This window comes from Cellulomonas sp. (genome assembly GCF_965229465.1).
Lineage (GTDB): Bacteria > Actinomycetota > Actinomycetes > Actinomycetales > Cellulomonadaceae > Cellulomonas.
Genome location: NZ_OZ245882.1, coordinates 1,043,786 through 1,065,850 on the forward strand (window position 1 = coordinate 1,043,786; position 22,065 = coordinate 1,065,850).

The window sequence follows — 22,065 nt, forward strand, 5'->3', positions numbered from 1 at the left end:
TCAGGCTGCGGGCGGTGCGGACTGGGCCGACACCGTCTCTTCGGTCTGGACAGTATCGAAGGGTGCGGCGACGCGGGCCAGCGCGGCGGTGATGTTGTCGTGCCCGCCCTGCTCGTTGGCCCAGCGGACCAGCTCGCCGGCGATCGCGTCCGGGGACTGGCCGACCTTCTCGGTGGTGCGGTGCAGCAGGTCCGCCACGTCGTCGGCCTCGGAGCAGTAGTTCCACAGGCCGTCCGAGCAGACCAGCACCCACCCGGGTCCCTGCGCACGCGTGGTCGCGGTCTGCGGGACCACGGTCTCCGCGTCGGGCCCGAGCCAGCGCGTGATCGCGTGCCCCTCGCGGGAGGCCTCGGCGCGCGCCCGCGGGATGCCGCGCGCGATCATCTCGTTCGCCGCCGAGTCGTCGACGCTGATCTGGTGGGAGTCGCCCTCGTCGGGGATCCAGTACGCGCGGGAGTCCCCCAGCCAGCCGGCGACGACGGTGGGGCCGTCGACGACGGTCGCGACGAACGTGCACGACGGCGGCTCGGCGCGGCCGGCCATGTCCCCGACGGCATCCGCGATGGCCTGGTCCGCCGCCGCCGCCGCGGTGATGAGCAGCGCGGACCAGGACGAGACCGTCTGGGGCTCCGCGGTGGCCAGCACGTCGCGTGCCGCGCGCGAGGCGGAGAGGCTGGCGAGGTCGGAGTCGGGGATGTTGGACACGCCGTCGCAGACCACCAGGACGGCGGTGCTGCCGACCACGGCCAGCGCCATGGAGTCCTCGTTGCGGCTCTTGCGCCGGCCCTTGTCGCAGACCCCGCCGACCAGCGGGGACGGCAGCTCGGCCCAGTGGTCGCGCGCGCTGACGGCGAGCTCGCCGCAGTGCTCGCAGTAGCCGTCCGGCGCGATCGTCCCGCCGCAGGACCGACACACCGGGGTGGCCGGCTCGGCAGGCTTCTCGAGCACGGCGACCGCCGCCGGCGCCGGGGCGCCGAGGGCCGTGCCGCACTGCTCGCAGAACGCCGAGCCGTCGGCGGCGGCCGTGCCGCAACTGGGGCAGGTCACCACGTGGTCCACCGACGCACGTCGTTGGCCCGGTCCACCAGGGCGATCCGCTCGTCGTGCGTCTCGGCGAGAGTCGCGTACTCGCGCAGGGCGCCCTCGAGCGCATCGCGCAGGTCCGGCTCCTTCGCGGGAACGGCGCCCAGCTGCACGGTGGTCGACGGCCCGTCCTTGAGCACCGCGGCGAGCGCGGACCCGAGCACGTCCACCCGCAGGGCGGCCCGCGCCCGCGGCTCGATGGAGACCGACTGCACGCTGGCCAGCGCGTCGGACAGCGCGCGCAGGTCACCGCTGGAGGTGGCCAGCAGCTGGGCGCGCAGCATCCGGGCGTCCACGTACGAGCTGCGGGTGGGCGTCACCAGGTCGAGCGCCGCGAGCGACCCGGGCAGGTCGCCCCGCGCCCGACGGATGCGGGCCAGCCCGAACGCCGCGGGCGCCGTGTAGTTGGCGTCCGAGCGCGCGCAGATGATGTAGAGCGACTCCGCGATGTCGGGCTCGTTGCTCAGCTCGCACGCGGTGGCCAGCGCGAGCTTGGGCGCCAGCTCCCCGGGCACCTGCCCGTAGACCGCGTTGAACGAGGCCCGCGCCGCGACGGGGTCACCGGTGCTCAGCTGCGCCAGGCCTCCCAGCCACGCCGCGCGCCACTCCCACGGGTCGTCCGTGAGGATCTGCGACAGCGTCTGGTCGAGCACGTCCTGGCGCCCGGCCTCGATCGCCGCGGTCGCGCGCCGCAGCCGCACCTCGACGGTCTCGTCCGGGGCGTCGGCCAGCGCGGCGAGGCGCTGGTCCGGGTTGCTCACGTTGACACCGGCGAGCCAGCTGGCCGCCGGGTCGCTCGCGTCGACCTTGAGCGCGGGCAGCTGGTCCCAGGACAGCGGGTGGCCGGCCTCGTCGGACGTCGGCGCCTCGAACAGGACCGACGCCGCCGAGTGCAGGGCCGGGCTGCCCGGGCCGCGGTCGGTGGCGACGACCTCGCGCAGCACGCCGAGGGTCTGCGCGCGCAGCTCGTCGACCGTGGCGAACCGGTCCGACGGGTCGAGCGCGCACGCCTTGGCCAGCAGCCGGTAGAACGAGTCGTACGTCTGGAACACCGGCGTGTCCGCGACTGCCGGCAGCGACGCCACGTAGGTGCTGGTGTTGCCGCGGAAGTCGAGCACCAGCGTGGCCAGCGTGCGGCCGATCGTGTAGATGTCAGACGCCACGGACGGCCCCACCTCGGCCACCTCGGGGGCCTGGTAGCCGACCGTGCCGAAGATCGCCGAGTCCAGGTCGTCGATCCGGCGCACGCCGCCCAGGTCGATGAGCTTGACCGCGTCGCCCTGCTGGATCACGTTGTCCGGCTTGAAGTCGCAGAACAACAGGCCCACGTCGTGCAGGTAGGCGAACGCGGGCAGGATCTCGAGCACGAACGCGAGCGCCTGGTCCACCGGCAGGGGGGTGTTGACGCCGCCCGCCGCGTCCCGGCGGTCCTGCAGGATCTGCTTGAGCGACCGGCCGCCGACGAACTCCATCACGGTGTAGCCGGCGCCCTCGTGCATGGCGAAGTTGTAGATCTCGACGATCAGCGGGTGCTCGACCTCGGCCAGGAACTGCCGCTCCGAGATGGCCGCCGCGTACGCGTCCGGGTCCCCGGAGTTGAGCAGGCCCTTGAGCACCACCCACCGGCCCGAGACGTTGCGGTCCCGCGCCAGGTAGATCCAGCCCAGGCCGCCGTGCGCCAGGCAGCCGACGACCTCGTACTGCCCGCCGACCACGTCACCGGGGTTGAGCGCCGGCGTGAAGTCGAAGTGGTTGCCGCACTTCGGGCAGAACCCCGCGGTCCGGCCGGGCACCCCGTCGCGCGACCGGCCGACCTCGGCGCCGCACGCCGGGCAGAAGCGCTTGCGCTCCGGCACCTCGGGCACGGCCATGACCGCCTGGAGCGGGTCCTGCACCGGGGCCGGGGGCACGGTCGTGAGGCCGGCGCCCAGGCGCGCGCCGCGCAGCCGGGTCGAGGAGGTGCCGACGCGGCGGGTGGGCCGCGTGCCGCCGACAGCAGCCGTGCGCGCCGACCCGAGGGCGGCCGTGGCCAGCCGGCTCGAGCTGGTGCGACCGGTGCGGGTGGACCGCTCGGCGTCGGGGTCGGCGGCGGCCGCGGCCGGGTCGGGGCTCGCCTGGGCGACCCCTGTACCCAGCAGCGACGTGGCGGACGCAGGGGCGCCCGCCGCCGTCGCGGTCTGCGGCGATCCGCACACGTTGCAGTAGCCGTCCTCGTAGGTGCCGGTGCAACCGGGCTCGGTGCAGGCGATCATCGGTGTCGTCCCTCCTGACCCACCGTGGGCAGGTCGCGGCTGAGGTACTCGTACTGCTCCACGAGGAAGCGGGTCAGGGTGAGGTCGCAGGGCGTCTGGGCGACGACGGCGCGGGCCTCGTCGTACCCCGAGCGGACCGTGGGCGAGGCGCTGCGGCCGTTGGCGTCGGCCGCGGCGCGGGCACCCTCGAGCCGGTAGCGCAGCTCCGCCCGCTCGCGCAGGGGCTTGCTGTAGGCGTCGGCGACCGCGTCGAACGCGCGGCCGACGGCGGCGAGCCGGTCGACGAACGCGTCGAGCTCCGTGCGGCTGTCCGGCACGGCGCCGAGGCGGGACACGTCCGGTACGGCGAGCTTGGGAGGGTGCGCGATCTCGCGGCGGCACCGGTCGGCCAGCTGGTGCAGCGTCGGCTCGCGGGTCTCCAGGGCGGCCATCGTGTCCCGAGCGTCGGCGCGGCCCTTCTCGAGGGTGCGCCGCTGCGACACCTGCACGATGAGGTCGCGCTCGGCCAGGGCGGCGCGCGCCTCGAGCTCGGCGAGCGGTCCCGAGATGTCCGCACCGCGGGCCGCCTGCGCGACGAGCTTCTGCTCCCGCGTGCGCAGGGTCCCGATCAGCTCGCGGGAGGCCGTGTCGACGCCGGCGAGGTCCTCGCAGCGGACGAGGCCCGCCCGCAGACCGCGCAGCCGCGACGCCTGGTCGGCGGTGTCCGGGTCGAACGACAGCCGCGCGCGCACCTGCGAGATCATCGCGTCGCACAGGGTCACGGCCTCGACCAGCGACACCAGCGCGGCCCCCAGCCCCGAGTCCAGCCGGCCCCAGACCAGCTGCGACATCTTCTCGCGCGCCACGGCGTCCGCCCGGCCCGAGTCCCACACGACCACCAGCTCGTCGGTGCGGGACCGGATCGCCTGCCACATGGTCAGCGCCAGCAGCACGTCGTCGGTGTAGCTCTCGGAGGCGGGCGACGCCTGCGCGGCCTGGTCCAGACGGTCCAGCTCGGTGCGGCGGTTGGCCAGCCAGGCCTCGAGCCCGCTGAGGTAGCGGAGCAGCTCCGGTGCGGGGATCGGCTCCCCGAGCCGCCCGGGCGCCTCGGGCGCCTCGGGTCCGCTCACGGGCTGCCGACCCGCCCGTACACCGAGACCGGCGGCGCCGGGGCGGTCCCCAGCGCACCGAGCCAGCGGTCGTAGGAGGCGGCCCAGGTGCCGTCGGCCTTGGCCTGGTCGAGCACCCCGTTGACGAACCGCACGAGGTCGACCTGGTCCGCGGCGACGCCGATGCCGTACGGCTCGGCGCTGAACGCCTCGCCCACCACCTTGGCGTACGGGTCCTGCGCGGCGAACCCGGCGAGGATCGTGTCGTCGCCCGTGATCGCGTCGACCTTGCCCTGCTGGAACAGGACCAGGCAGCCGGTGTGCGTCGGCGCGCTGACCGCCGTGACGTCCGGGTACGTCTCCTCGAGCCGCTCCAGGGTGGTGGTGCCCTCCGGGGCGCACACGCGCTGCCCGTCCAGGTCCTCGATGCCCTGGGCCTCGGAGTCCCGGGTCACCAGCACCTTCTGGCCGGCGGTGAGGTACTCGGCGGAGAACGCGATGGTCTCCCAGCGCTCGCAGTTGATGGTGAACGTGCGGGCCACCAGGTCGACCTCGTGGTTCTCCAGCACCTCCAGCCGCTGCGCGGACGTGATGACGCGGAACTGGAGGTGGTCGGGGCTGCCGAAGATCGCGGTCGAGACGGCGTGCAGCATGTCGATGTCGAAGCCCTCGATCTGCCCCGACAGCGGGTTGCGCGAGCCCATCAGCAGGGTGTCGGCCGAGACCCCCACCCGCACCGCGCCGCGCGCGCGGATGGCGTCCACGGCCGCTCCGGCCGGTCCCGGTGCGTAGGAGGTCGTGGACTCGTTGGCGTCGTCGCACGTCGTGGCCGCCGGGACGACGACCGCGGGCGCCGCCACCTCCTGCTGGGCCGCCGGCGCGGCGGCGGGTGCACCGGCGCAGCCGGCGAGCAGGGCGAGGGCCCCGAGGACTGCGCCGACGCGTCGCTTGGTGGTCGTGCGTGTGGTGGTCACCGGTACTCCTCCACTCGGGTCGAGATGCCGCGCCAGGACAGGACCGCCGCCAGCAGGCCGACGACGAGCATGAGCCAGCCGACCAGGACCGACGACCCGCCGGAGCCGGACAGGGCGTCGTGCGTCTGGGCAGCGCTGGCCTCCAGGCTGCTCGACGCGGCGGTCGAGAACTGCGCGAACAGGTCGTTGGGGGCGCCCGGCTCCTCGCTGATCGCCAGCGCGACCGCGCCGTCCCAGTCACCGCCGTCGTCGAGCGCGCGGATCTCCTGGTGCGACGTGACCCAGTCGTCGAGCAGGGGCGAGAGCGCCGGATCGACCGTGGGCCGGGCGAGGAGCTCGCGCGCCTCGTCGGTCTTGAGCACGAACTGCTCCTCGTACGCCGCCCCGGAGCCGCGCTTGATGAGGGTGAACGACTCCTGGGACTTGGCGTCGTTGGCCAGCGAGTACGCCTGCGACACCGAGACCGTCGCGTCGTAGGGACCCGAGCGCGCGTCGCCGGCCTTGGCCGCGGCCGACCCGAGCACCACGGCCCCGCCGATCGTCGCGGCGAGCGCGAGGACCGTGGACCAGAACAGCCCGGCGTTCAGGCGGCGGTGGGTGCGCTTGGCCAGCCACGCCTGCACGACGACGAGCACCGCGAGCGCGAGGATGCCGAGGGCCAGCAGCCACGGCACGGACGCCACCGAGTCGAACGAGGAGTCGACGCGGTCGGTGTTGGCCTGCACCAGGTCGTCCAGGTGCGGGAGCACGTCCGAGCGCAGGACGGCCGACGCCTGGTCGAGGTATGCGGCGCCCACCGGGAAGCCCTGCCGGTTGTTGGCGCGGGCCTGCTCGACCAGGCCGGTGTACGTGGTCAGGCCGGCGTTCGCCTGCCCCAGCAGGTCCGCGTCGGCGCCGTTGGAGCCGGCCAGCCGCGCGAGCCCGTTGGAGGCGGAGACGATGGCCTCGTCGTACCGGGCGCGCTGCTCCGGCGGCTCCAGGCCGCCCACGAGGAACGCGTTGGTGGCGGTCGCGTCGGCCACCACCAGGTCGTTGCGGACGTCCTGGATGCCGACCAGCTGGGTGGTGTCGGCGTCGGCGTCGGACAGCGCCTGCGACTGCGCGAGGCCGGCGTTGAGGCCGATCACGCCGACGGCGGTGGCGGCCAGCACGGACACGACGCCGGCGACGCGCAGGCGACCGGGCGTGCGGCTCAGAGCGCCGCGCAGCCCGGTGCGGTGCACGGGTGTGGCCGCGGCGGAGGGTGCCGCCGGCGGGGCGATGGTCTGCGTCACGCGGACTCCTCGATGTGGGCGTCGGTCTCTGCGGCGGGCTCGTCGACGGCCGGCTCGTCGGGCACCGGATCGTCGGCCGCCGGCACCAGGTCCTCCGGGAGGATCAGCCGGAGCTGTTCCACCGTCGGCTGCTCAACGTCCCGGAGCCGCCAGGCGTGCCTGGTGATCGCCTGGTCCAGCACGTTGCGGGCGTACCGGCCGTTGCCGAACCCCTCGTCGCGGATCTGGAGCGAGGCCAGCTCCTCGAACCGGTCCAGGCACTCGGGGGTCGGCTCGAAGTCCGCCTTCGTCGCGGCGCGGCCGAAGATCTCCCGCAGCTCGGCGTCCGTGTAGTCGTCGAACTCGACCGTCGTGGAGAACCGGCTCTCCAGCCCGGGGTTGGTGGCCAGGAACGTCGCCATGGGCGCCGGGTACCCGGCGACGATCACCACGAGGTCGTCGCGGTGGTCCTCCATGTCCTTGACCAGCGTGTTCACGGCCTCGGCGCCGTACTGGTCCTCGGCCAGCCCGTAGGCCTCGTCGACGAACAGGACCCCGCCGAGCGCGGTCGCGACGACCTCCGACGTCTTCACGGCCGTCTGCCCGAGGTACCCGGCGACGAGCTCGGAGCGGTCGACCTCCACCAGGTGGCCCTTGGTGAGCAGCCCGAGCGCCCGGTAGATGCCGGCCACCAGCCGCGCGACCGTGGTCTTGCCCGTGCCGGGGTTGCCCAGGAACACCAGGTGCCGGGTCAGGGTGGGCGCCGTGAGACCGGCCTCGGTGCGCAGGCGCTCGACCCGCAGGAGCTGGGTCTGCTGCCGGATCTCGGCCTTGACGCGGCGCAGGCCGACGAGGGCGTCCAGCTCGGCCAGCAGCTCCTCGAGGGACTTCGCGGGCTTCTCCTCGGGGACGAAGGTCGTGCCGGCGACGGGCGTCGCGTGGACGGGGACCAGCCCCGGCTCCCCGGCGCCCGGCTGCGGCGGCAGCGCGAGCGCGGACAGGTCGAACGCCGACGGGTCGACGCGAGGCAGGTCGAACGCGGACGGCAGCTCGGGTGCCACCGGGACCTGCCCGTCCACGGCGGCTCGCTGCACCGCGGCGGTGGCCGAGGCGCGCGCGATCACGTCGATCCCCGCGGGTCCCAGGTCGCACGCAGCGGAGACCACCTCGGCCAGCGCGGCGGCGTAGGGCGCCGCGTGCGGGGTGCCGACGAGCCCGGTGAGCAGATCGGTCGGGGCCGAGCGCCAGCGCCGCGCGCTGGAGGCCGCCGCGAAGAACGCCCCGAACGTCGCCTCGTGCGCGCCGACCGCGGTGAGCCAGGCGGCAGCCGCCCCGGGGATCGACTCGGCGACGGCGGCCGCGAGGCGCGCACCCTCGTCGCGGACCGCGGCGCGCTCCAGACCGGCAGCGGCGCCGACGGTCTCGAGGGTGTCGAGGGCGTCGGTCAGGGTCACGGGCGCTCCACCTGGGGCGTGTCGAGGCCGGCCTCCGGGGCCAGCGCGAGCGAGGTGCCACCGAACTTCTCGGCCAGGAACAGCCCGTGCGCCACGAGCGCGTTGGCGTCCTCGCGGGAGACGGCGTCGGAGATCTTGTCCAGCGTGACGCCCAGCAGGTCCAGCTGGTCGCAGAGCACCATGAGCGAGGTCTTGCCCTTCGACACGACCCGGCGGTCGGCGAAGTCCCGCGGCAGGCGCAGGTAGCCGCCCACCGCCTCGGGCAGGTAGCTCGTGGCGGTCGCGACCACCGTGTGCGCCTGGAGGCTGCCGGCGCCCAGCCGGTCCAGCCGGGGCGCCATCTCGTCGACGGTCCGCGTGATCCGCAGCACGCGCGCGGTCACCGCGGCCGGCACCTTGCCCGCGATCTGCTGCTCCACCTGGTGTGCGGACGCGACGATGTCCGCCGTCGTCGGCGCGGGCGGTGCAGGGGGAAGCTCGGGCTCCCGACGCCGCCCCCTCAGGCGTGCGAACCAGCTCATCTGTGGCGCCTACGTGCCGAGATCGAGCGAACCGCTGGCGACGTCGGTGGTGTCCGCGCGCTTGACGCGGTCGAGGTAGGTGCGCGCCTTCGTCGTCTCGGTCTCGAGCACGCCGATGGTGGTGGCCATCGAGTCGAGGGCCTTGACCTTGAAGCTGTCGATGGAGTCCATGGTCGCGTAGATGTCCGTGAACGCCTGCTGCAGCTGCGGCAGCCCGACGGTGGCTTGCGCGGCCTGCTCCTGGATGCCGGCCGACTGCTCCTTGAGCATCTTGGCGGTCGACGCGATGAGCCCGGTCGTCGTGGCGTTCAGGGCGGTGATCTGGTCGAGCACCAGCCGCTGGTTGTTCAGCGCCTGCGCGACGATGACGGCCGTACGCAGCGCGGCCACCGTGGTGGTCGTGGCGCGGTCGACGCCCTTGATGAGCTCGATGTTGTTCTTGATGATGATGTCGATCGCCAGGTAGCCCTGGATCGAGACGGCCAGCTGGGTCAGCAGGTCCTGGTGCTTCTGGCGCACGTAGAACAGGACGTCCTCGCGCAGCGCCTTGGCCCGTGCGGGATCGGTGGCGTCGAGCTCCGCGATGGCCGTCGACACGCGCGTGTCCAGCGACTCCGCGACGTAGATGTACTGGTGCAGGCGGGCCATCGTGTCCCAGAGGTGCTGCTTCTCCAGGTTGAGCGCCGCGTTGTCCTTGCGCAGCTCGTCCTGGCCGTTGTACAGCGCGCGGACGATCGCGTCGATCTGCTTCTGCGAGCTCTCGTACCGGCGGAAGTAGTCGGTCAGCGAGTCGCCGAACGGGATGAGCCCGAGCAGCTTCTTGCCGATCGTGGCCTCGCTGGGGTCCAGGCTCTCGACCGTCTTGCGCAGGTCCAGCAGGGACTTGCTCACCTGCGACGTGCCCGAGACGCCGCCCTCGCGGAGCTCCTTGACGGGCATCTGGAGCAGCCGGTTCGAGGTGTCGGCGGCCGCGCGGATGTCGGCGTCGCCCATGAGTCGGATGTCGTCGGCCTTGCTGGCCAGCTCCGGCGATCCCACCTGGGCCTTCATGAGGCCGTCGACGTAGGAGTTGACCTTGGCGTCGAGACCCGGCAATGCCGACTCGGGGATCTGCGGGGCCATCGCGGGCGCCTGCGTGGCCGCCACGGGAGCCATCGGGGTGGGAGCCTCGAGCGCGAACACCGACTGCGGCGCGGGGGGCTGGAGGGGGGCTGCCTCAGTCATCGTCGTCCTTCACGTCCAGGTCGTCGCAGAGGGCGGTCGAGCTGCGCCTTGCAATGGTCATGGAATGGTCAAGTGGATGGTCAAGCGTCCTGTTGCGGACAGTAGCACGGGGGACCGTTCCGGCCCGGTGACCAACCGATCTCTGCCAGGCTCCGTTCTCCAGGTGTAGCCCGACGTGCGGGCACACGACATCAGGCAGGGGGCCGATGAGCGCGCGGTGGGAGGGCCTGCTGGCCCAGCTGGTGCAGGAGCGGTGGCCCGCGCTGCTGGCCCGCGCGACGCTGCTGGCGGCGACGCCCGCCGAGGCGGAGGACCTGGTGCAGGACGCGCTCGTCGCCACCTTCTCCAGCCGCGCGCGGTTCACCACCCTGGCCCAGGCCGAGGCGTACGTGCGCCGTGCCATCGCCACCCGGTCCATCGACCGCGCACGGACGGCGGCGAGCGAGCGACGCGCCACCGACCGGGTGGCCGGTCACCCGGAGACACCCGTGGAGACGGTGCTCCCCGGGCTCGAGCGGGACGTCCTGGCCGCGCTCGCCCGGCTCACTCCCCGCCAGCGGGCCTGCGTCGTGCTCCGGCACCTCGAGGACCTGTCGGTCGCCCAGACCGCCGAGCAGCTCGGACTGAGCCAGGGCGCCGTCAAGAGGTACACGTCCGACGCCGCCACCGCGATGCAGCGCTGGCTGGGTGCGACCACGGACCCGGAGGCCGACGGCCGGTCGACCGTGCGGCTGGTCGACGGCACACGAAGAGGAGACCGCTCGTGAGCGACCTGGGACAGCTGCTGGCCGAGACCGAGGTGGCCGTCGAGCGCAGGCGGTCGGGGGCGACCCCGAGCGCAGGGATCCTGGCCGGGACGGTGCGGCGCGTGCGGCGGCGGCGGGCCGTCCGGAACTCCGTGCAGAGCGTGGGCGGCGTCGCGCTGGTCGGTGTGCTCGGCGCGACGGCCTGGTTGGGCACCCATCGGGCCGACCGGGACCCGATCCCCGCGGTCAGCCCGACCCAGAGCCCGACACCCACGGCATCACCCACGCCGACGCCGCCCGCGGCCGCGCCGGTGCACGTCGGCGAGCCGCTTCCGCTGGCCGACGGCCTCGTCGGGAGCAGCACCGCCGGCTGGATGCTCGTGACCGACAACCAGACGCGCGTCGGCACGGACCCCTACGACGCCCCGGCCGACGCGTACCGCAACCGGCTCGTCATCGTCTCCCCGTCGGGCGAGCGGTACCCGGCACTCGAGACGAGCGTCCGCACCGGGCTCAATGTGTTCTGGTGGACCGCGGGCCAGCCGCTCGTCCTCGCCACCACGACGAACTACCTGGAGGACCGGCCCGTCGACGTGATCGGCCAGCTCGACCTGCGCACGGGTGACCTGCAGCCGTGGCCGGACTTCCCGCTCAGCGCGATGTGGATCGGCGGGACCCCCGACGGGACGACCGTGTGGGCGGTTCCGCAGACGGACTTCAGCGAGCTCCCCGAGAGAGCGGTCCCGGCGCCACGGAACGTGCTCGGGCCCCAGATGCGCATGTCCACCTGGGGCGCGGAGTTCCACCTGCTCGTCCGGGAGGCCGACGGCGCGCAGCGCGACCTCGGCGCGATCGACGACTCCGCGTACGCCACGTCGCTCAGTCCCGACGGCCGGTGGGTGTCGGCGACCGGCCCCGACGGCCGCCTGGAGCTCGTCGACCTCCGGTCGGGCGAAGCCTCGCCGGTCTCGACGGTCCCGACGGACCGGACATGCGCGGTCGGCGGCTGGTCGGGTCCGCACGAGCTCCTGCTCTCCTGCGGCACGCCGGCCGACCTGCTGTCGTTCGACGCGACGCACCCGGCGACCCCTGCGCGTCTGCTCGCGACGTCGGAGCACCCCGTGGTCGGCGCGACGCCGTTGCCGGACGGCCGCGTCGTGCTGGGCGTGATCACCCAGGAGCCACCGTGCGACGGCGCCGGCGACCCGGCCGTGCTCGCCGACGGCGTGATCTCGCCGCTCACCGGGCAGTGGGGTCCGTACGACCACTCGTACGGCTTCCAGCGCGGCGGCGGCTCCGTGATCGCCGACCTCAACGGCTGCTACGTGGGCCACGGGAAGGCGGGCCGGCAGCGCACGATCAGCACGGACGTGACCACGGGGGCCGTGACGGAGCTCTCCACGCTCGAGGGAGAGCCCGCCACCGAGGGGTGGGAGCACGTGCTCATGGGGTTCACCGTCGGCCAGTGAGGTGATGTGCCCGCACCAGCACCGTCCATGTCGGCCCGTTCCTCGACGATCTCAGTGACCTGCTCGTTACCGGTGCGACGTACCGCGGCTCGGCGGGGACGGTGACCCCGCTGGCCGCCGCCTGAGAGGATGCGGTCAGGGCACGCCGACGAGCAGAGGGGTACACATGTCGACCGAGGACACAGGATCGCTCGAGGACCGCCTGCAGCGGCTGGGGATCGCGCACGACGTTCAGCGCCTCATGGCCACCGGCATCGGCAAGCTGCCGCTGAGCGAGACCACCAAGGAGTCGCTGACGTCGAAGAGCGCCACCGCCGTCGTCGTCGTCGGCGAGACCGGCGTCGCGCTGGTCAAGGGCGCCACGTCCGCCGCCAAGGAGGGCGCCGAGACGTTCCAGCGCACGCGTCACGCGCACGGGACGCCGACCGACGACATCGACGTCACCACCCGGCTGGAGCGGCTGAGCGCGCTGCACCGTGACGGTCACCTGGACGACGCCGAGTACGCGGCGGCCAAGGCGAGGGTGCTGGCGGAGCGTTAGCGGCCCGTGGCCAGCGGCAGGATGACGGTGTCGATCATCTGCACCACGAACTCGTCGTCGATCTTCTGGCCCGCGACCATCTTGCGGTAGGCGATCATCGCGGGCGCGACGGCGGCGACCATCTCCAGGTCGATGTCCGGGCGCAGCTCCCCGCGGGCCTCCGCTCGCTCCAGCAGCCCGCGCATCAGACCGACCCGGGAGCGCACGAACTGCTCGTGGAAGACGGCGGCGACCTCGGGGTTCTCCCTCACCGCGGACCACAGGCCGGACATGAGCTCGGAGTCGTCCGTGCGCGGCTTGCCGAAGCGGACGGCGAGCAGGTCGGAGCGCAGCGACCCCGTGTCGGGGATCTCGTCGGCCGTCGGCGCGACGCCCCGCATGCAGACGACGGCGTCGACCGTGAGCTGCACCTTGGACGGCCAGCGGCGGTAGACCGTCGCCTTGCCCGCCCCGGCGCGCTCGGCGACGGCGTCCATCGTCATGCCGTCGTACCCGCGCTCGGCGAGCAGCTCGCGGGTCGCGACGAGGATCGCGTCGTCCTTCGACCCGTCGCGTCGTCGACCCGGACGGCGCGCGGTCGTCGTCGACCCGTCCACCACGATGCTCCTTCTCCTTGCTGCTGATTCGGCTGCCAGCGTAGCGCTGAAACAAATCGAGACTGAGGGGTTCCGAAACTCCTCGGTTCCATATTACTCTCGCTCCACCGACCACGACGTCCCAGGAGCATCCCCATGTCCACAGTCACCACCGCACCGGAGAGCCGGCAGCGCTGGCTCGTCCTCGCGACGGTCGCCCTCGCCCAGCTGATGGTCGTGCTCGACGCGACCATCGTGAACATCGCGCTGCCCTCCGCCCAGGCGGACCTCGGGTTCAGCGACAACGACCGCCAGTGGGTGGTCACCGCCTACGCGCTCGCCTTCGGCAGCCTGCTGCTGCTCGGCGGCCGGCTCGCCGACATGTTCGGCCGCCGCCGCATGTTCCTCGTCGGGCTCGTCGGGTTCGCCCTGGCGTCCGCCCTCGGCGGTGCCGCCCAGAGCTTCGAGCTGCTCATCGCCGCCCGCGCTCTGCAAGGCGTCTTCGCGGCGGTACTCGCACCCGCCGCCCTCTCCGTCCTGACCACCACGTTCACCGTCCCGAAGGAGCGTGCCCGCGCGTTCGGGGTCTTCGGCGCGATCGCCGGGATGGGCGGCGCCATCGGCCTGCTGCTCGGCGGCTACCTCACCGAGAACTTCAACTGGCGCTGGAACCTCTACGTCAACGTGCTCATCGCCGTCGTCGCGTTCGTCGCGGGCAGCGTCCTGCTCTCTCGCACGGAGGTCACGCACCGCAGCCGGTTCGACGTGCCCGGTGTCGTCCTGGCCTCCACCGGCCTGTTCGCCCTCGTGTTCGGGTTCTCGCAGGCCGAGCCGCAGGGCTGGGACGCTCCGGTGGTCTGGGGCTCGCTGGCCGCCAGCGTCGTCCTGCTGGTCGCCTTCGTCCGCCGCCAGCGCACCGCCGAGTACCCGCTGCTCCCGCTGGAGATCGTCCTCGACCGCGACCGTGGCGCCGGGTTCCTGGCCATCCTCGTCGCGGGCTCCGGGATGTTCGGGGTGTTCCTCTTCCTCACGTACTACCTGCAGCTGACCCTCGGGTACACCCCGATGCAGACCGGCACCGCGTTCCTGCCGATGGTGGTCTTCATCATCATCACCGCGCAGGTGCAGTCGAACATCCTGGTGCCGCGGTTCGGACCCAAGCTCCTGGTGCCGGTCGGCATGACGGTCGGCGCGGCCGCGATGGTCTGGTTCACGACCCTGGACGCGACCAGCAGCTACGGCCACGTCGTCGTCGGGCTGATCGCCATGGGTATCGCGATGGGCTCGATCATGCCCGCGTCGTTCCAGATCGCGACGCTCGGGATCGCACCGCGCCAGGCCGGCGCAGCCTCCGCGATGGTCTCCACCAGCCAGCAGGTGGGCGGGGCGATCGGCACCGCGGTGCTCAACACCCTGGCGGCGACGGCCGCCACGGCCTACCTCACGGACCACTCGCCCGCCACGCCGCAGGTGATGACCGACGCAGCCATCCACAGCTTCTCGGTGGCGTACTCGTGGTCCGCGGGGATCTTCCTGCTCGGCGCGGTCCTCACCGCGACCCTGTTCCGCACCCGCGCCGACCGGGCCGCCCGCCTGGCCGACGCGGCACCGGCCGCCGTCCACGGGGAGCCGGTGCTCGCGCACTGACCTCCTACAGGCCGACCATGCCCATGCCGGCGTCGTTGTAGCGGTTGCCGTGCACGCCGACCCGGTCGGCGGCCTGGGTCAGCTCGGCGAGGTCCTCGGTGCTCAGCGCGAGCCGCGCGGCACCGAGGTTCTCGTCGAGCCGGCTCAGGCGGCGGGTGCCGGGGATGGGCGCGATCCACGGCTTGCGGGCCAGCAGCCACGCGATCGCCACCTGCGCCGGCGTCGCTCCGTTGCGCGACGCCACGGCCGTCACCAGGTCGACGAGGGCCTGGTTGGCCTGCCGGTTCTCCTCGGTGAAGCGCGGGATGGTCGTGCGGATGTCCTTGTCGGTGAACGTCGTCGTGGTGTCGACGGTGCCGGTGAGGAACCCCTTGCCCAGCGGGCTGAACGGGACGAACCCGATCCCCAGCTCCTCGAGCACCGGCAGCACCTCGGCCTCGGGGTCCCTGGTCCACAGCGAGTACTCGCTCTGGAGCGCGGTCACCGGCTGCACGGCGTGCGCGCGGCGGATGGTCGCGGCGCCCGCCTCGGACAGCCCGAAGTGCCGGACCTTGCCCGCGGCGATCAGCTCCTTGACCGCGCCCGCGACGTCCTCGATGGGCACGTCCGGGTCCACGCGGTGCTGGTAGTAGAGGTCGATCACGTCGATGCCGAGCCGCTGGAGCGAGGCGTCGGCCACCGCCGCGATGTGCTCGGGCCGGCTGTTCACGCCGACCGACTTCCCGTCCCGGATGTCGAAGCCGAACTTGGTGGCGATGACGACGCGGTCCCGGACGGGCGCCAGGGCCTCGCCCACCAGCTCCTCGTTGACGAACGGCCCGTACACCTCGGCGGTGTCGAAGAACGTGACGCCGCGGTCCACCGCCCCGCGCAGCACGGCGATCATGTCGTCGCGGTCGCCGGGGTTGGGTCCGTAGCTCTGGCTCATGCCCATGCAGCCCAGGCCGATCGCCGAGACCACCAGGTCGCTTCCGAGTGTGCGTGTGTCCATGCGACCGACCGTACGACGGTCGCGGCGGACGAGGGAGGCCCTGTCGTTACCCGTTCCGGTGCGCCTCGACCGCGCGGTGCACGCTGCCGTGGAACCGGTCGACCCCGACCCGCTCGACGATGCCGTCGCGGGCGAGCGTCGCCCGCACCGACGGTTTGACCCGGGCCAGCCTGACGGCCAGCTCTCGGTCGGCGGCGAGGTCCAGCACCTCGTGCAGCACCCCGGCACCCTGGGCGTCGACGAAGGTGATCGCGCCGCAGTCGATCACGATCGCCGTCAGTCCCGGGACAGCGTCGGCGACCTCGCGCACCCGGTCCTCCAGCGCGTCGGCGGTGGCGAAGAACAGGCCGCCGTCGATGCGGAGCACCGCGATGCCCGGCTCCTGCTCGTCGTCCGGGTGCTCGCCGAGCTCACGGAACACCTGCGTCCCCGGCTCGCGCACCATCACCGGCAGGGAGGGGCGCGTGGTCACCGAGACCAGCCACAGGAGCGAGAGCCCGATCCCGACGAGCACCCCCGCCAGCACGCCGACCACCAGCGTGCTCACCAGCGCCACCATCGCGATCCAGAAGTCGAACCGCTGCACCCGGAACAGCCTGCGCATGGCGGGCACGTCCATCATCCCCATGACGACGGCCTCGATGATGATCGCCGCGAGCACCGCCTTCGGCAGCCCGGAGAACAGGGGCGCCAGCAGCAGCAGGGTGAGCAGGACCATCGCGCCCGACGTGAGCGACGCGACGGGGGTGCGCGCGCCGGTGCGGTCGTTCAGCGAGCTCGCCGACAGGCTGGTGGACACCGGCATGCCCTGGACCAGGCCGGCACCCACGTTGGCGGCCCCCTGGGCGAGCGACTCCTGGTCGATGTCGACCCGGTAGTGGTGCCGGGCGGCGAACGTGCGCGCGTCGCCCGCGGTCTGCGAGAACCCGATCATGACGAGCGCGACGGAGGCGAGCGCCACGGTCGCCACGTGGTCGAGAAGCAGGGCCGGATCGGGCACGACGACCGAGGGGAGCCCGCGGGGCACGTCGCCGACCAGCGCGACGCCGCGGTCCCCCAGGTCGAGCAGCCAGCTGGCCAGCAGCCCGCCGACCACCAGGACGAGCGCGCCGGGCACGCGCGGGGCGATGCGCCGCAGCCCGAAGACCGTGACCAGCGAGACGACGCCGACCAGGAGGGTCGCCGGGTGCGCGTCCCCCAGCGTGCCGAGCCAGGACCACAGCTCCTGCGGCGGGGTGGAGCCCGAGGTGCTCGTCCCGGTGAGCTTGGGCAGCTCGCCGATGACCACGTCGATCGCGGCGCCGAACAGGAAGCCGGTCACCACGGCCCGCGACAGGAACTGCGCGATCCAGCCCATCTTGAGCACCGCGAGGACGACGAACACGATGCCGGAGACGAGGGTGATCCCCGCGACGAACGAGGCCACGTCGGTGCCCGTGAGCCCGGCGGCGAGCACGGCGCTGGCGGCCACCGCGGCCAGCCCGGAGCTCGGCCCCGTGGAGATCTGCCGGCTGGTGCCGAAGATCGCGTAGAGGATCGCACCGGCCGCGGCGGCGTACAGGCCGTTCTGGAGCGGGATGCCCGCGATCCCCGCGTAGCCGAGGTTCTTGGGCACGATCAGCGCCGCGACCGCGACACCCGCGGCCACGTCGGTACGCAGCCACCGACGGTCGTAGGTGCGCAGCACGCCGACGATCGGCACGTGCTCGGACCAGCGGCGACGCTTCGCAGCCATGTCTGGACACTAGCGACGGGGCCGCGCGGGCGTCAGTCCCTCAGGACCGCTCCTCCGCCAGCCGCGTGATCACCGCCAGCCGGCGGTCCCACTCGGCACCGAGGGCTTCGAGCGCGCGGGCCGTCTCGGACAGCCGGGCGCCGAGCGCGCGGTAGCGGATCTCGCGCCCGGCCCGCACCGGCTCCACCAGCCCCGCGTCGGCGAGCAGCGCGAGGTGCTTGGCGATCGCCTGCCGCGTGACGGGCAGCCGGGTGGCCAGGGCCGACGCCGACAGGTCGCAGCGCCCGAGCTCGGCCAGGATCTGCCACCGGGTGTCGTCGGCGAGCGCCGCGAACACCGGCGCCAGCGTGGGGCTGCTCATGTCGCACCCTCGAGGAGGGTGACCAGCTCGTCGAGCTCGGCGGTCCAGCCACCGCGGTTGTCCTCCATCGCCACCAGCGGGTCCCGGGCCAGCAGGTCGAAGCCGGACTCCACGACCGTCAGCAGCGTGGCGTCCCCGTCGGCGACGAGCGTGAACCGGACCAGGGTGGAGTTGTCGGCGCGCAGCGGCTCGCCCGGCGATCCCCACGTGAAGGCGAACACCACCGGCTCGTCGTACTCCTCGATGCGGACCGGGAACTCGCCGTAGCCCTCGAACCCGAACGTCCCCGTGCCCCCGACGCGCAGGTCCGGCAGGTCGGCGGTGCTCCCGAACCACTGCGCGATCAGGTCGTCACGCGTCAGGGCGTCCCACACCCGCTCCGGCGTCGCGCGGATGTGCACGGTGCGCGTCACCTCGTAGCGCTCGGTGTCGATCGTGGCCTGCGGGTCGACGGATGCCATGGGAGATCCTCTCGACGGTGAGTGCGTGCAACTCCAGAGTTGCACGAGCAACCCCCGGGTTGCAACCGGTACGGTCGCAGACGTGCTTCCCGTCCCCGCCGTGCCTGCCGACGTCGACGCGATCCACGCCCTGCGCCGCTCGCTCGAGGACTGGATGGCCGCGCGGGGAACCGTGCAGTGGCCGCGGGGCTCCCTGCCCCGCGAGCGCATCGCCGCCCAGGTCGAGGCCGGCGAGTGGCACGTCGTCCGCGACGACGCGCTCGGGCTCGTCGGCACGGTCCGGCTGCTGTGGACGGACCCCGACTTCTGGGGCGACGACGACACCCCCGCGGCCTACGTGCACGGCCTGATGGTCGACCGCCGCGCAGCCGGTCGCCGGCTCGGCCCCGCCCTGCTGGACTGGGCGGCGGCACAGGGACGCGCGGCCGGCGTCGAGCTGCTCCGGCTCGACTGCCGGACCACCAACCCCGCGCTGCGCTCGTACTACGAGTCGCACGGGTTCCGGGCCGTCGGGCAGGTGGACTTCGCCGACTTCTCCTGCACCCTGCTGGAGCTCTCGCTCGGTGTGGGTGGTGCCGCCTACGTTGGACATATGGCGCAGCAGCAGCGGACCTACCCGCAGGGCGTGACGTCCTGGGTGGACATCGAGCAGCGGGACGTCGATGCTGCACTGGAGTTCTACGGCGCCGTGCTCGGCTGGACGTTCCACCAGGCCAGCCCGCCGGGGGCGCCGCGGTACGTGATCGCTCAGGTGGACGGGCTCGACGTCGCGGGCATCGGCGAGGGAGCCGACGACCCTGGCTGGCACACGTACGTGGCGGCCGACGACCTCGAGCCGGTCCTCGACCGGATCGCCGCCGCTGGGGGCGCCGTGACCACCGGTCCGACCGTCGCGGGCGAGGGCGGCACCTGGGCCGGCTTCACCGACCCGCAGGGCGTGCCGCTGCGGCTCTGGCACCCGAAGCGGCGGCTCGGCGCGCAGCTCGTCAACGCGCCCGGCGCCTGGAACTTCAGCGACCTGCGCAGCGACGAGCCTGCCAGCGCGTTCTACACGCGGGTGTTCGGGTGGGAGTTCGCCGACCTCGGCTTCGGCACCATGATCCGCGTGCCCGGCTACGGCGACCACCTCGCGGCCACCACCGACCCGGACATCCGGGAGCGTCAGGCCAGCGTGTCCGTGCCGCCCGGGTTCGAGGACGCGATCGGGTGGGTCGCGCCGGCCGAGGGCGAGGCTCCGCACTGGCACGTGACGTTCGCCGTCGCCGACCGGGACGCGACCGCCGCGCTGGCCACCGCGCACGGCGGCACCGTGCTGGACCGCGAGGACACCCCGTGGGCCCTCACGACGACGATCCGGGACCCGCAGGGCGCGCTGTTCAGCGGGAGCCAGTTCACTCCCCCGTCGTGACCGGCCCACGGTCGTCGAACCGCGCGGCGAGCTCCGCCTGGATCCGCACGTGCCGCTCGAGGAACGTCCGCTCGTCGAGCTTCTTGCGCCGCAGCCAGCCGGTGACCTCGTCGTTGCACTTGCTGGCGTTGCACGAGCCGCACGCCGGGGCGATGTTGTCGAGCGTGTAGCGGCCGCCGCGCGAGATGGGCAGGACGCAGTCGCGCTGCAGCGGCCGGTCGCTCGCCCCGCAGTACGCGCACCCGCCCCACGCCGCGGTGAGCGCCTGCCACTGCTCGGGGCTGAGGTCGTGCTGGACGGCGGCCATGCGCCGCTTGCGACGCGTGGCGTACCGCGCCTGGCGGGTGCGGTTGGCCGGCATGACGTCACGGTAGTCAGACCGGAGGCGCTCCCCGCGCACCCGCGAGGGCGGGTCTGGGGTCACCTCTTCCCAAACCGGTCCATTCTGGGCAGGGTGGCTGATGTCCGGCCCGACCCGAGGAGCCCCCCATGCAGATCGTTCGCGGCCGTCAGCTCGCCGCCGCCGCCGCGGCAGCCCTGGCACTTGTCTCGACCACCGCCATCCCGGCCCACGCGGGCGGAAAGCACCCGTCGCCGAAGACGGTCACCGTCAACCTCATCTCCTTCAACGACTTCCACGGCGCCATCGACCCACCCACGGGCAGCGGCGGGCTGGTCAACGGCACCCCGGCCGGTGGCGTGGAGTACCTGGCGACGGCGGTCAAGACGCTGCGGGCCGAGCAGGAGCAGGAGTCCCGCTACAGCTTCACGGTCGCGGCCGGTGACCTCGTGGGCGCGAGCCCGCTGGTGAGCGCGGCGTTCCACGACGAGCCGACGGTCGACGAGATGAACTCGCTCGGGCTCGACGTGACGAGCGTCGGCAACCACGAGTTCGACGAGGGCGTGCCCGAGCTCCTCCGCCTGCAGCAGGGCGGCTGCCACCCGGTCGACGGGTGCCAGGACGGTGACGGGTTCGCCGGGGCCGACTACCCGATGCTCGCGGCGAACGTCGTCTACAAGAAGAGCGGGCTGCCGATCCTCAAGCCGTTCACGATCGAGAACGTCGGCGGCGTGAAGGTGGCCTTCGTCGGGATGACGCTCGAGGGGACCCCGGCCATCGTCAACCCCGCCGGGATCACGAACGTCAACTTCCTCGACGAGGCGACGACGGCCAACAAGTACGCCCGCGCGCTCAAGTGGCTCGGGGTGAAGTCGATCGTCCTGCTGCTGCACGAGGGCGGGCAGCAGAACGGGCCCGCCCCCCTGGACCCCAGCGGGTGCACCGGGTTCTCGGGCGCCGTCACCGACATCGTGTCGCAGCTCGACCCGGCCTACGGCGTGGTCGTCAGCGGCCACACGCACCGGTCCTACACCTGCGCGCTGCCCAACTCGTCCGGCGCGTCGACCGTCGTGACCAGCGCCGGCAGCAACGGCACGATCCTCACCGACATCAGCATGACCCTCGACAAGAAGACGAAGAAGATCGTCGCCGCCGACGCCCACAACCTGATCGTCGAGAACGGGGTCAAGAACCCGGACGGGACCTGGCAGCAGTCCGCTCCCGGCGTGTACGTCCGCAACCCCGCCACGGTCGACCCCGCGGCCAAGGCGATCGCCGACAAGTACCGGACCGCGGTGGCGCCGCTCGCCAACCGGGTCGTCGGGTCGATCACCGCGGACATCACCCGCACGGGCAACGCCGCCGGCGAGAGTGCACTGGGCGACGTCATCGCCGACGGCATGGTCGCCTACACGACCTCGGCCGGGGTGCAGCTGGCGCTGATGAACCCCGGGGGCATCCGTGCGGACCTCATCTACACGAGCTCGCCCGGGGGCGAGGCGCCCGGCCAGGTGACGTACGGCGAGGTGTTCACCGTGCAGCCGTTCAACAACCTGGTGGCCACGGTGACGCTCACCGGCGCGCAGCTCAAGGAGGTCCTCGAGCAGCAGTTCGTCGGCTACGCCGGGCAGACGACCACGAAGATCCTCCAGGTGTCCGCGGGATTCACGTACACCTACTCCTCGTCCGCGGCGCTCGGGAGCCGGGTCAGCAACCTGGCGCTGAACGGCACGCCGATCGACCCTGCCGGCACCTACCGGGTCACCACCAACGACTTCCTCGCCAACGGGGGTGACGGGTTCACCAACCTCACGGTCGCCACCGACCGCGTGACCGCACCCGGTTTCGACGTCGACTCGCTGGCGGCGTACCTGGGCGCCGGACCGAAGGGCCCCGGCCCGCAGAACCGGATCACGGTGGTGCCGTGACGGCGGTCGGCTGA

Annotated in this window: 20 protein-coding genes; 6 read left to right on the top strand and 14 right to left on the bottom strand. The window is 73.1% G+C overall.

Annotated features, from left to right (window positions below):
• Genes ACO06A_RS04960 through ACO06A_RS04995 form a run of 8 tightly spaced genes read right to left on the bottom strand, consistent with a single transcriptional unit; the run spans position 1 to position 9,849 of the window.
• Entirely contained in the window at positions 1-1,059 is a 1,059-nt protein-coding gene (locus tag ACO06A_RS04960) for a protein phosphatase 2C domain-containing protein (RefSeq protein ID WP_421734935.1), read from the bottom strand.
• Positions 1,044-3,335 (bottom strand): tetratricopeptide repeat protein, encoded by a 2,292-nt coding sequence (locus tag ACO06A_RS04965; protein ID WP_421734936.1) that lies wholly within the window; start codon positions 3,333-3,335, stop codon positions 1,044-1,046. Before ACO06A_RS04965 ends, ACO06A_RS04960 begins: the two co-directional genes overlap by 16 nt.
• Positions 3,332-4,444, bottom strand: coding sequence for a hypothetical protein (locus ACO06A_RS04970; protein WP_421734937.1), 1,113 nt, complete (start codon positions 4,442-4,444; stop codon positions 3,332-3,334). Before ACO06A_RS04970 ends, ACO06A_RS04965 begins: the two co-directional genes overlap by 4 nt.
• The gene (locus ACO06A_RS04975) at positions 4,441-5,397 is read right to left on the bottom strand and encodes a glutamate ABC transporter substrate-binding protein (RefSeq protein ID WP_421734938.1); all 957 of its coding nucleotides are present in this window, start codon (positions 5,395-5,397) and stop codon (positions 4,441-4,443) included. Before ACO06A_RS04975 ends, ACO06A_RS04970 begins: the two co-directional genes overlap by 4 nt.
• A complete protein-coding gene (locus ACO06A_RS04980; protein WP_421734939.1) occupies positions 5,394-6,671 on the bottom strand; it encodes a hypothetical protein in 1,278 nt (425 codons plus the stop codon). Before ACO06A_RS04980 ends, ACO06A_RS04975 begins: the two co-directional genes overlap by 4 nt.
• Positions 6,668-8,104, bottom strand: a complete 1,437-nt coding sequence (locus ACO06A_RS04985) for an AAA family ATPase (RefSeq protein ID WP_421734940.1) — start codon at positions 8,102-8,104, stop codon at positions 6,668-6,670. Before ACO06A_RS04985 ends, ACO06A_RS04980 begins: the two co-directional genes overlap by 4 nt.
• Positions 8,101-8,625 (bottom strand): hypothetical protein, encoded by a 525-nt coding sequence (locus tag ACO06A_RS04990; protein WP_421734941.1) that lies wholly within the window; start codon positions 8,623-8,625, stop codon positions 8,101-8,103. Before ACO06A_RS04990 ends, ACO06A_RS04985 begins: the two co-directional genes overlap by 4 nt.
• A gap of 9 nt (positions 8,626-8,634) precedes the next feature.
• Positions 8,635-9,849: a toxic anion resistance protein gene (locus ACO06A_RS04995; RefSeq protein ID WP_421734942.1), complete on the bottom strand. Its 1,215-nt coding sequence runs from the start codon at positions 9,847-9,849 to the stop codon at positions 8,635-8,637.
• A gap of 206 nt (positions 9,850-10,055) precedes the next feature.
• Between ACO06A_RS04995 and ACO06A_RS05000 the strand changes: the two genes are divergently transcribed.
• From ACO06A_RS05000 to ACO06A_RS05010, 3 genes are all read left to right on the top strand, one after another.
• The gene (locus ACO06A_RS05000; RefSeq protein ID WP_421734943.1) at positions 10,056-10,616 is read left to right on the top strand and encodes a sigma-70 family RNA polymerase sigma factor; all 561 of its coding nucleotides are present in this window, start codon (positions 10,056-10,058) and stop codon (positions 10,614-10,616) included.
• The gene (locus ACO06A_RS05005) at positions 10,613-12,064 is read left to right on the top strand and encodes a hypothetical protein (protein WP_421734944.1); all 1,452 of its coding nucleotides are present in this window, start codon (positions 10,613-10,615) and stop codon (positions 12,062-12,064) included. Before ACO06A_RS05000 ends, ACO06A_RS05005 begins: the two co-directional genes overlap by 4 nt.
• A 166-nt stretch (positions 12,065-12,230) precedes the next feature.
• On the top strand, positions 12,231-12,605 hold the full coding sequence (locus ACO06A_RS05010; protein ID WP_421734945.1) for a hypothetical protein: 375 nt from the start codon (positions 12,231-12,233) through the stop codon (positions 12,603-12,605).
• On the opposite strand, the gene ACO06A_RS05015 is transcribed toward ACO06A_RS05010, so the two are convergent.
• On the bottom strand, positions 12,602-13,201 hold the full coding sequence (locus ACO06A_RS05015) for a TetR/AcrR family transcriptional regulator (protein ID WP_421734946.1): 600 nt from the start codon (positions 13,199-13,201) through the stop codon (positions 12,602-12,604). The genes ACO06A_RS05010 and ACO06A_RS05015 overlap by 4 nt on opposite strands.
• 135 nt (positions 13,202-13,336) lie before the next feature.
• Here ACO06A_RS05015 and ACO06A_RS05020 point away from each other — a divergent pair, with 135 nt between their 5' ends.
• Positions 13,337-14,827, top strand: coding sequence for an MFS transporter (locus tag ACO06A_RS05020; protein ID WP_421734947.1), 1,491 nt, complete (start codon positions 13,337-13,339; stop codon positions 14,825-14,827).
• A gap of 4 nt (positions 14,828-14,831) precedes the next feature.
• Here the strand turns inward: ACO06A_RS05020 and ACO06A_RS05025 are convergent, their stop codons facing one another.
• From ACO06A_RS05025 to ACO06A_RS05040, 4 genes are read right to left on the bottom strand one after another with little or no spacing between them, the layout of a single operon-like run.
• A complete protein-coding gene (locus tag ACO06A_RS05025) occupies positions 14,832-15,818 on the bottom strand; it encodes an aldo/keto reductase (protein WP_421734948.1) in 987 nt (328 codons plus the stop codon).
• 46 nt (positions 15,819-15,864) lie between these two features.
• Entirely contained in the window at positions 15,865-17,553 is a 1,689-nt protein-coding gene (locus ACO06A_RS05030) for a SulP family inorganic anion transporter (RefSeq protein ID WP_421734949.1), read from the bottom strand.
• Positions 17,554-17,593: 40 nt separating this feature from the next.
• Positions 17,594-17,914, bottom strand: a complete 321-nt coding sequence (locus tag ACO06A_RS05035) for an ArsR/SmtB family transcription factor (protein ID WP_421734950.1) — start codon at positions 17,912-17,914, stop codon at positions 17,594-17,596.
• Positions 17,911-18,375: an SRPBCC domain-containing protein gene (locus ACO06A_RS05040; protein WP_421734951.1), complete on the bottom strand. Its 465-nt coding sequence runs from the start codon at positions 18,373-18,375 to the stop codon at positions 17,911-17,913. The genes ACO06A_RS05035 and ACO06A_RS05040 overlap by 4 nt, the downstream gene beginning before the upstream one ends.
• Positions 18,376-18,457: 82 nt before the next feature.
• Here ACO06A_RS05040 and ACO06A_RS05045 point away from each other — a divergent pair, with 82 nt between their 5' ends.
• Positions 18,458-19,783: a GNAT family N-acetyltransferase gene (locus tag ACO06A_RS05045; protein ID WP_421734952.1), complete on the top strand. Its 1,326-nt coding sequence runs from the start codon at positions 18,458-18,460 to the stop codon at positions 19,781-19,783.
• Here the strand turns inward: ACO06A_RS05045 and ACO06A_RS05050 are convergent.
• Positions 19,767-20,144, bottom strand: a complete 378-nt coding sequence (locus tag ACO06A_RS05050; protein ID WP_421734953.1) for an HNH endonuclease — start codon at positions 20,142-20,144, stop codon at positions 19,767-19,769. The genes ACO06A_RS05045 and ACO06A_RS05050 overlap by 17 nt on opposite strands.
• A gap of 128 nt (positions 20,145-20,272) precedes the next feature.
• On the opposite strand from ACO06A_RS05050, the gene ACO06A_RS05055 reads away from it, so the two are divergent.
• On the top strand, positions 20,273-22,051 hold the full coding sequence (locus tag ACO06A_RS05055; RefSeq protein WP_421734954.1) for a bifunctional metallophosphatase/5'-nucleotidase: 1,779 nt from the start codon (positions 20,273-20,275) through the stop codon (positions 22,049-22,051).
• The last annotated feature ends 14 nt before the right edge of the window (positions 22,052-22,065 follow it).

What these genes read in the sequence shown, in the direction of transcription:
- ACO06A_RS05050 (WP_421734953.1), bottom strand. Translation starts at nt 20,144, where the DNA reads ATGCCGGCCAACCGCACCCGCCAGGCGCGGTACGCCACGCGTCGCAAG.
- ACO06A_RS05040 (WP_421734951.1), bottom strand. Translation starts at nt 18,375, where the DNA reads ATGGCATCCGTCGACCCGCAGGCCACGATCGACACCGAGCGCTACGAG.
- ACO06A_RS05055 (WP_421734954.1), top strand. Translation starts at nt 20,273, where the DNA reads ATGCAGATCGTTCGCGGCCGTCAGCTCGCCGCCGCCGCCGCGGCAGCC.
- ACO06A_RS05035 (WP_421734950.1), bottom strand. Translation starts at nt 17,914, where the DNA reads ATGAGCAGCCCCACGCTGGCGCCGGTGTTCGCGGCGCTCGCCGACGAC.
- ACO06A_RS04995 (WP_421734942.1), bottom strand. Translation starts at nt 9,849, where the DNA reads ATGACTGAGGCAGCCCCCCTCCAGCCCCCCGCGCCGCAGTCGGTGTTC.
- ACO06A_RS05030 (WP_421734949.1), bottom strand. Translation starts at nt 17,553, where the DNA reads ATGGCTGCGAAGCGTCGCCGCTGGTCCGAGCACGTGCCGATCGTCGGC.
- ACO06A_RS05020 (WP_421734947.1), top strand. Translation starts at nt 13,337, where the DNA reads ATGTCCACAGTCACCACCGCACCGGAGAGCCGGCAGCGCTGGCTCGTC.
- ACO06A_RS05000 (WP_421734943.1), top strand. Translation starts at nt 10,056, where the DNA reads ATGAGCGCGCGGTGGGAGGGCCTGCTGGCCCAGCTGGTGCAGGAGCGG.
- ACO06A_RS05025 (WP_421734948.1), bottom strand. Translation starts at nt 15,818, where the DNA reads ATGGACACACGCACACTCGGAAGCGACCTGGTGGTCTCGGCGATCGGC.
- ACO06A_RS05010 (WP_421734945.1), top strand. Translation starts at nt 12,231, where the DNA reads ATGTCGACCGAGGACACAGGATCGCTCGAGGACCGCCTGCAGCGGCTG.
- ACO06A_RS04965 (WP_421734936.1), bottom strand. Translation starts at nt 3,335, where the DNA reads ATGATCGCCTGCACCGAGCCCGGTTGCACCGGCACCTACGAGGACGGC.
- ACO06A_RS04990 (WP_421734941.1), bottom strand. Translation starts at nt 8,625, where the DNA reads ATGAGCTGGTTCGCACGCCTGAGGGGGCGGCGTCGGGAGCCCGAGCTT.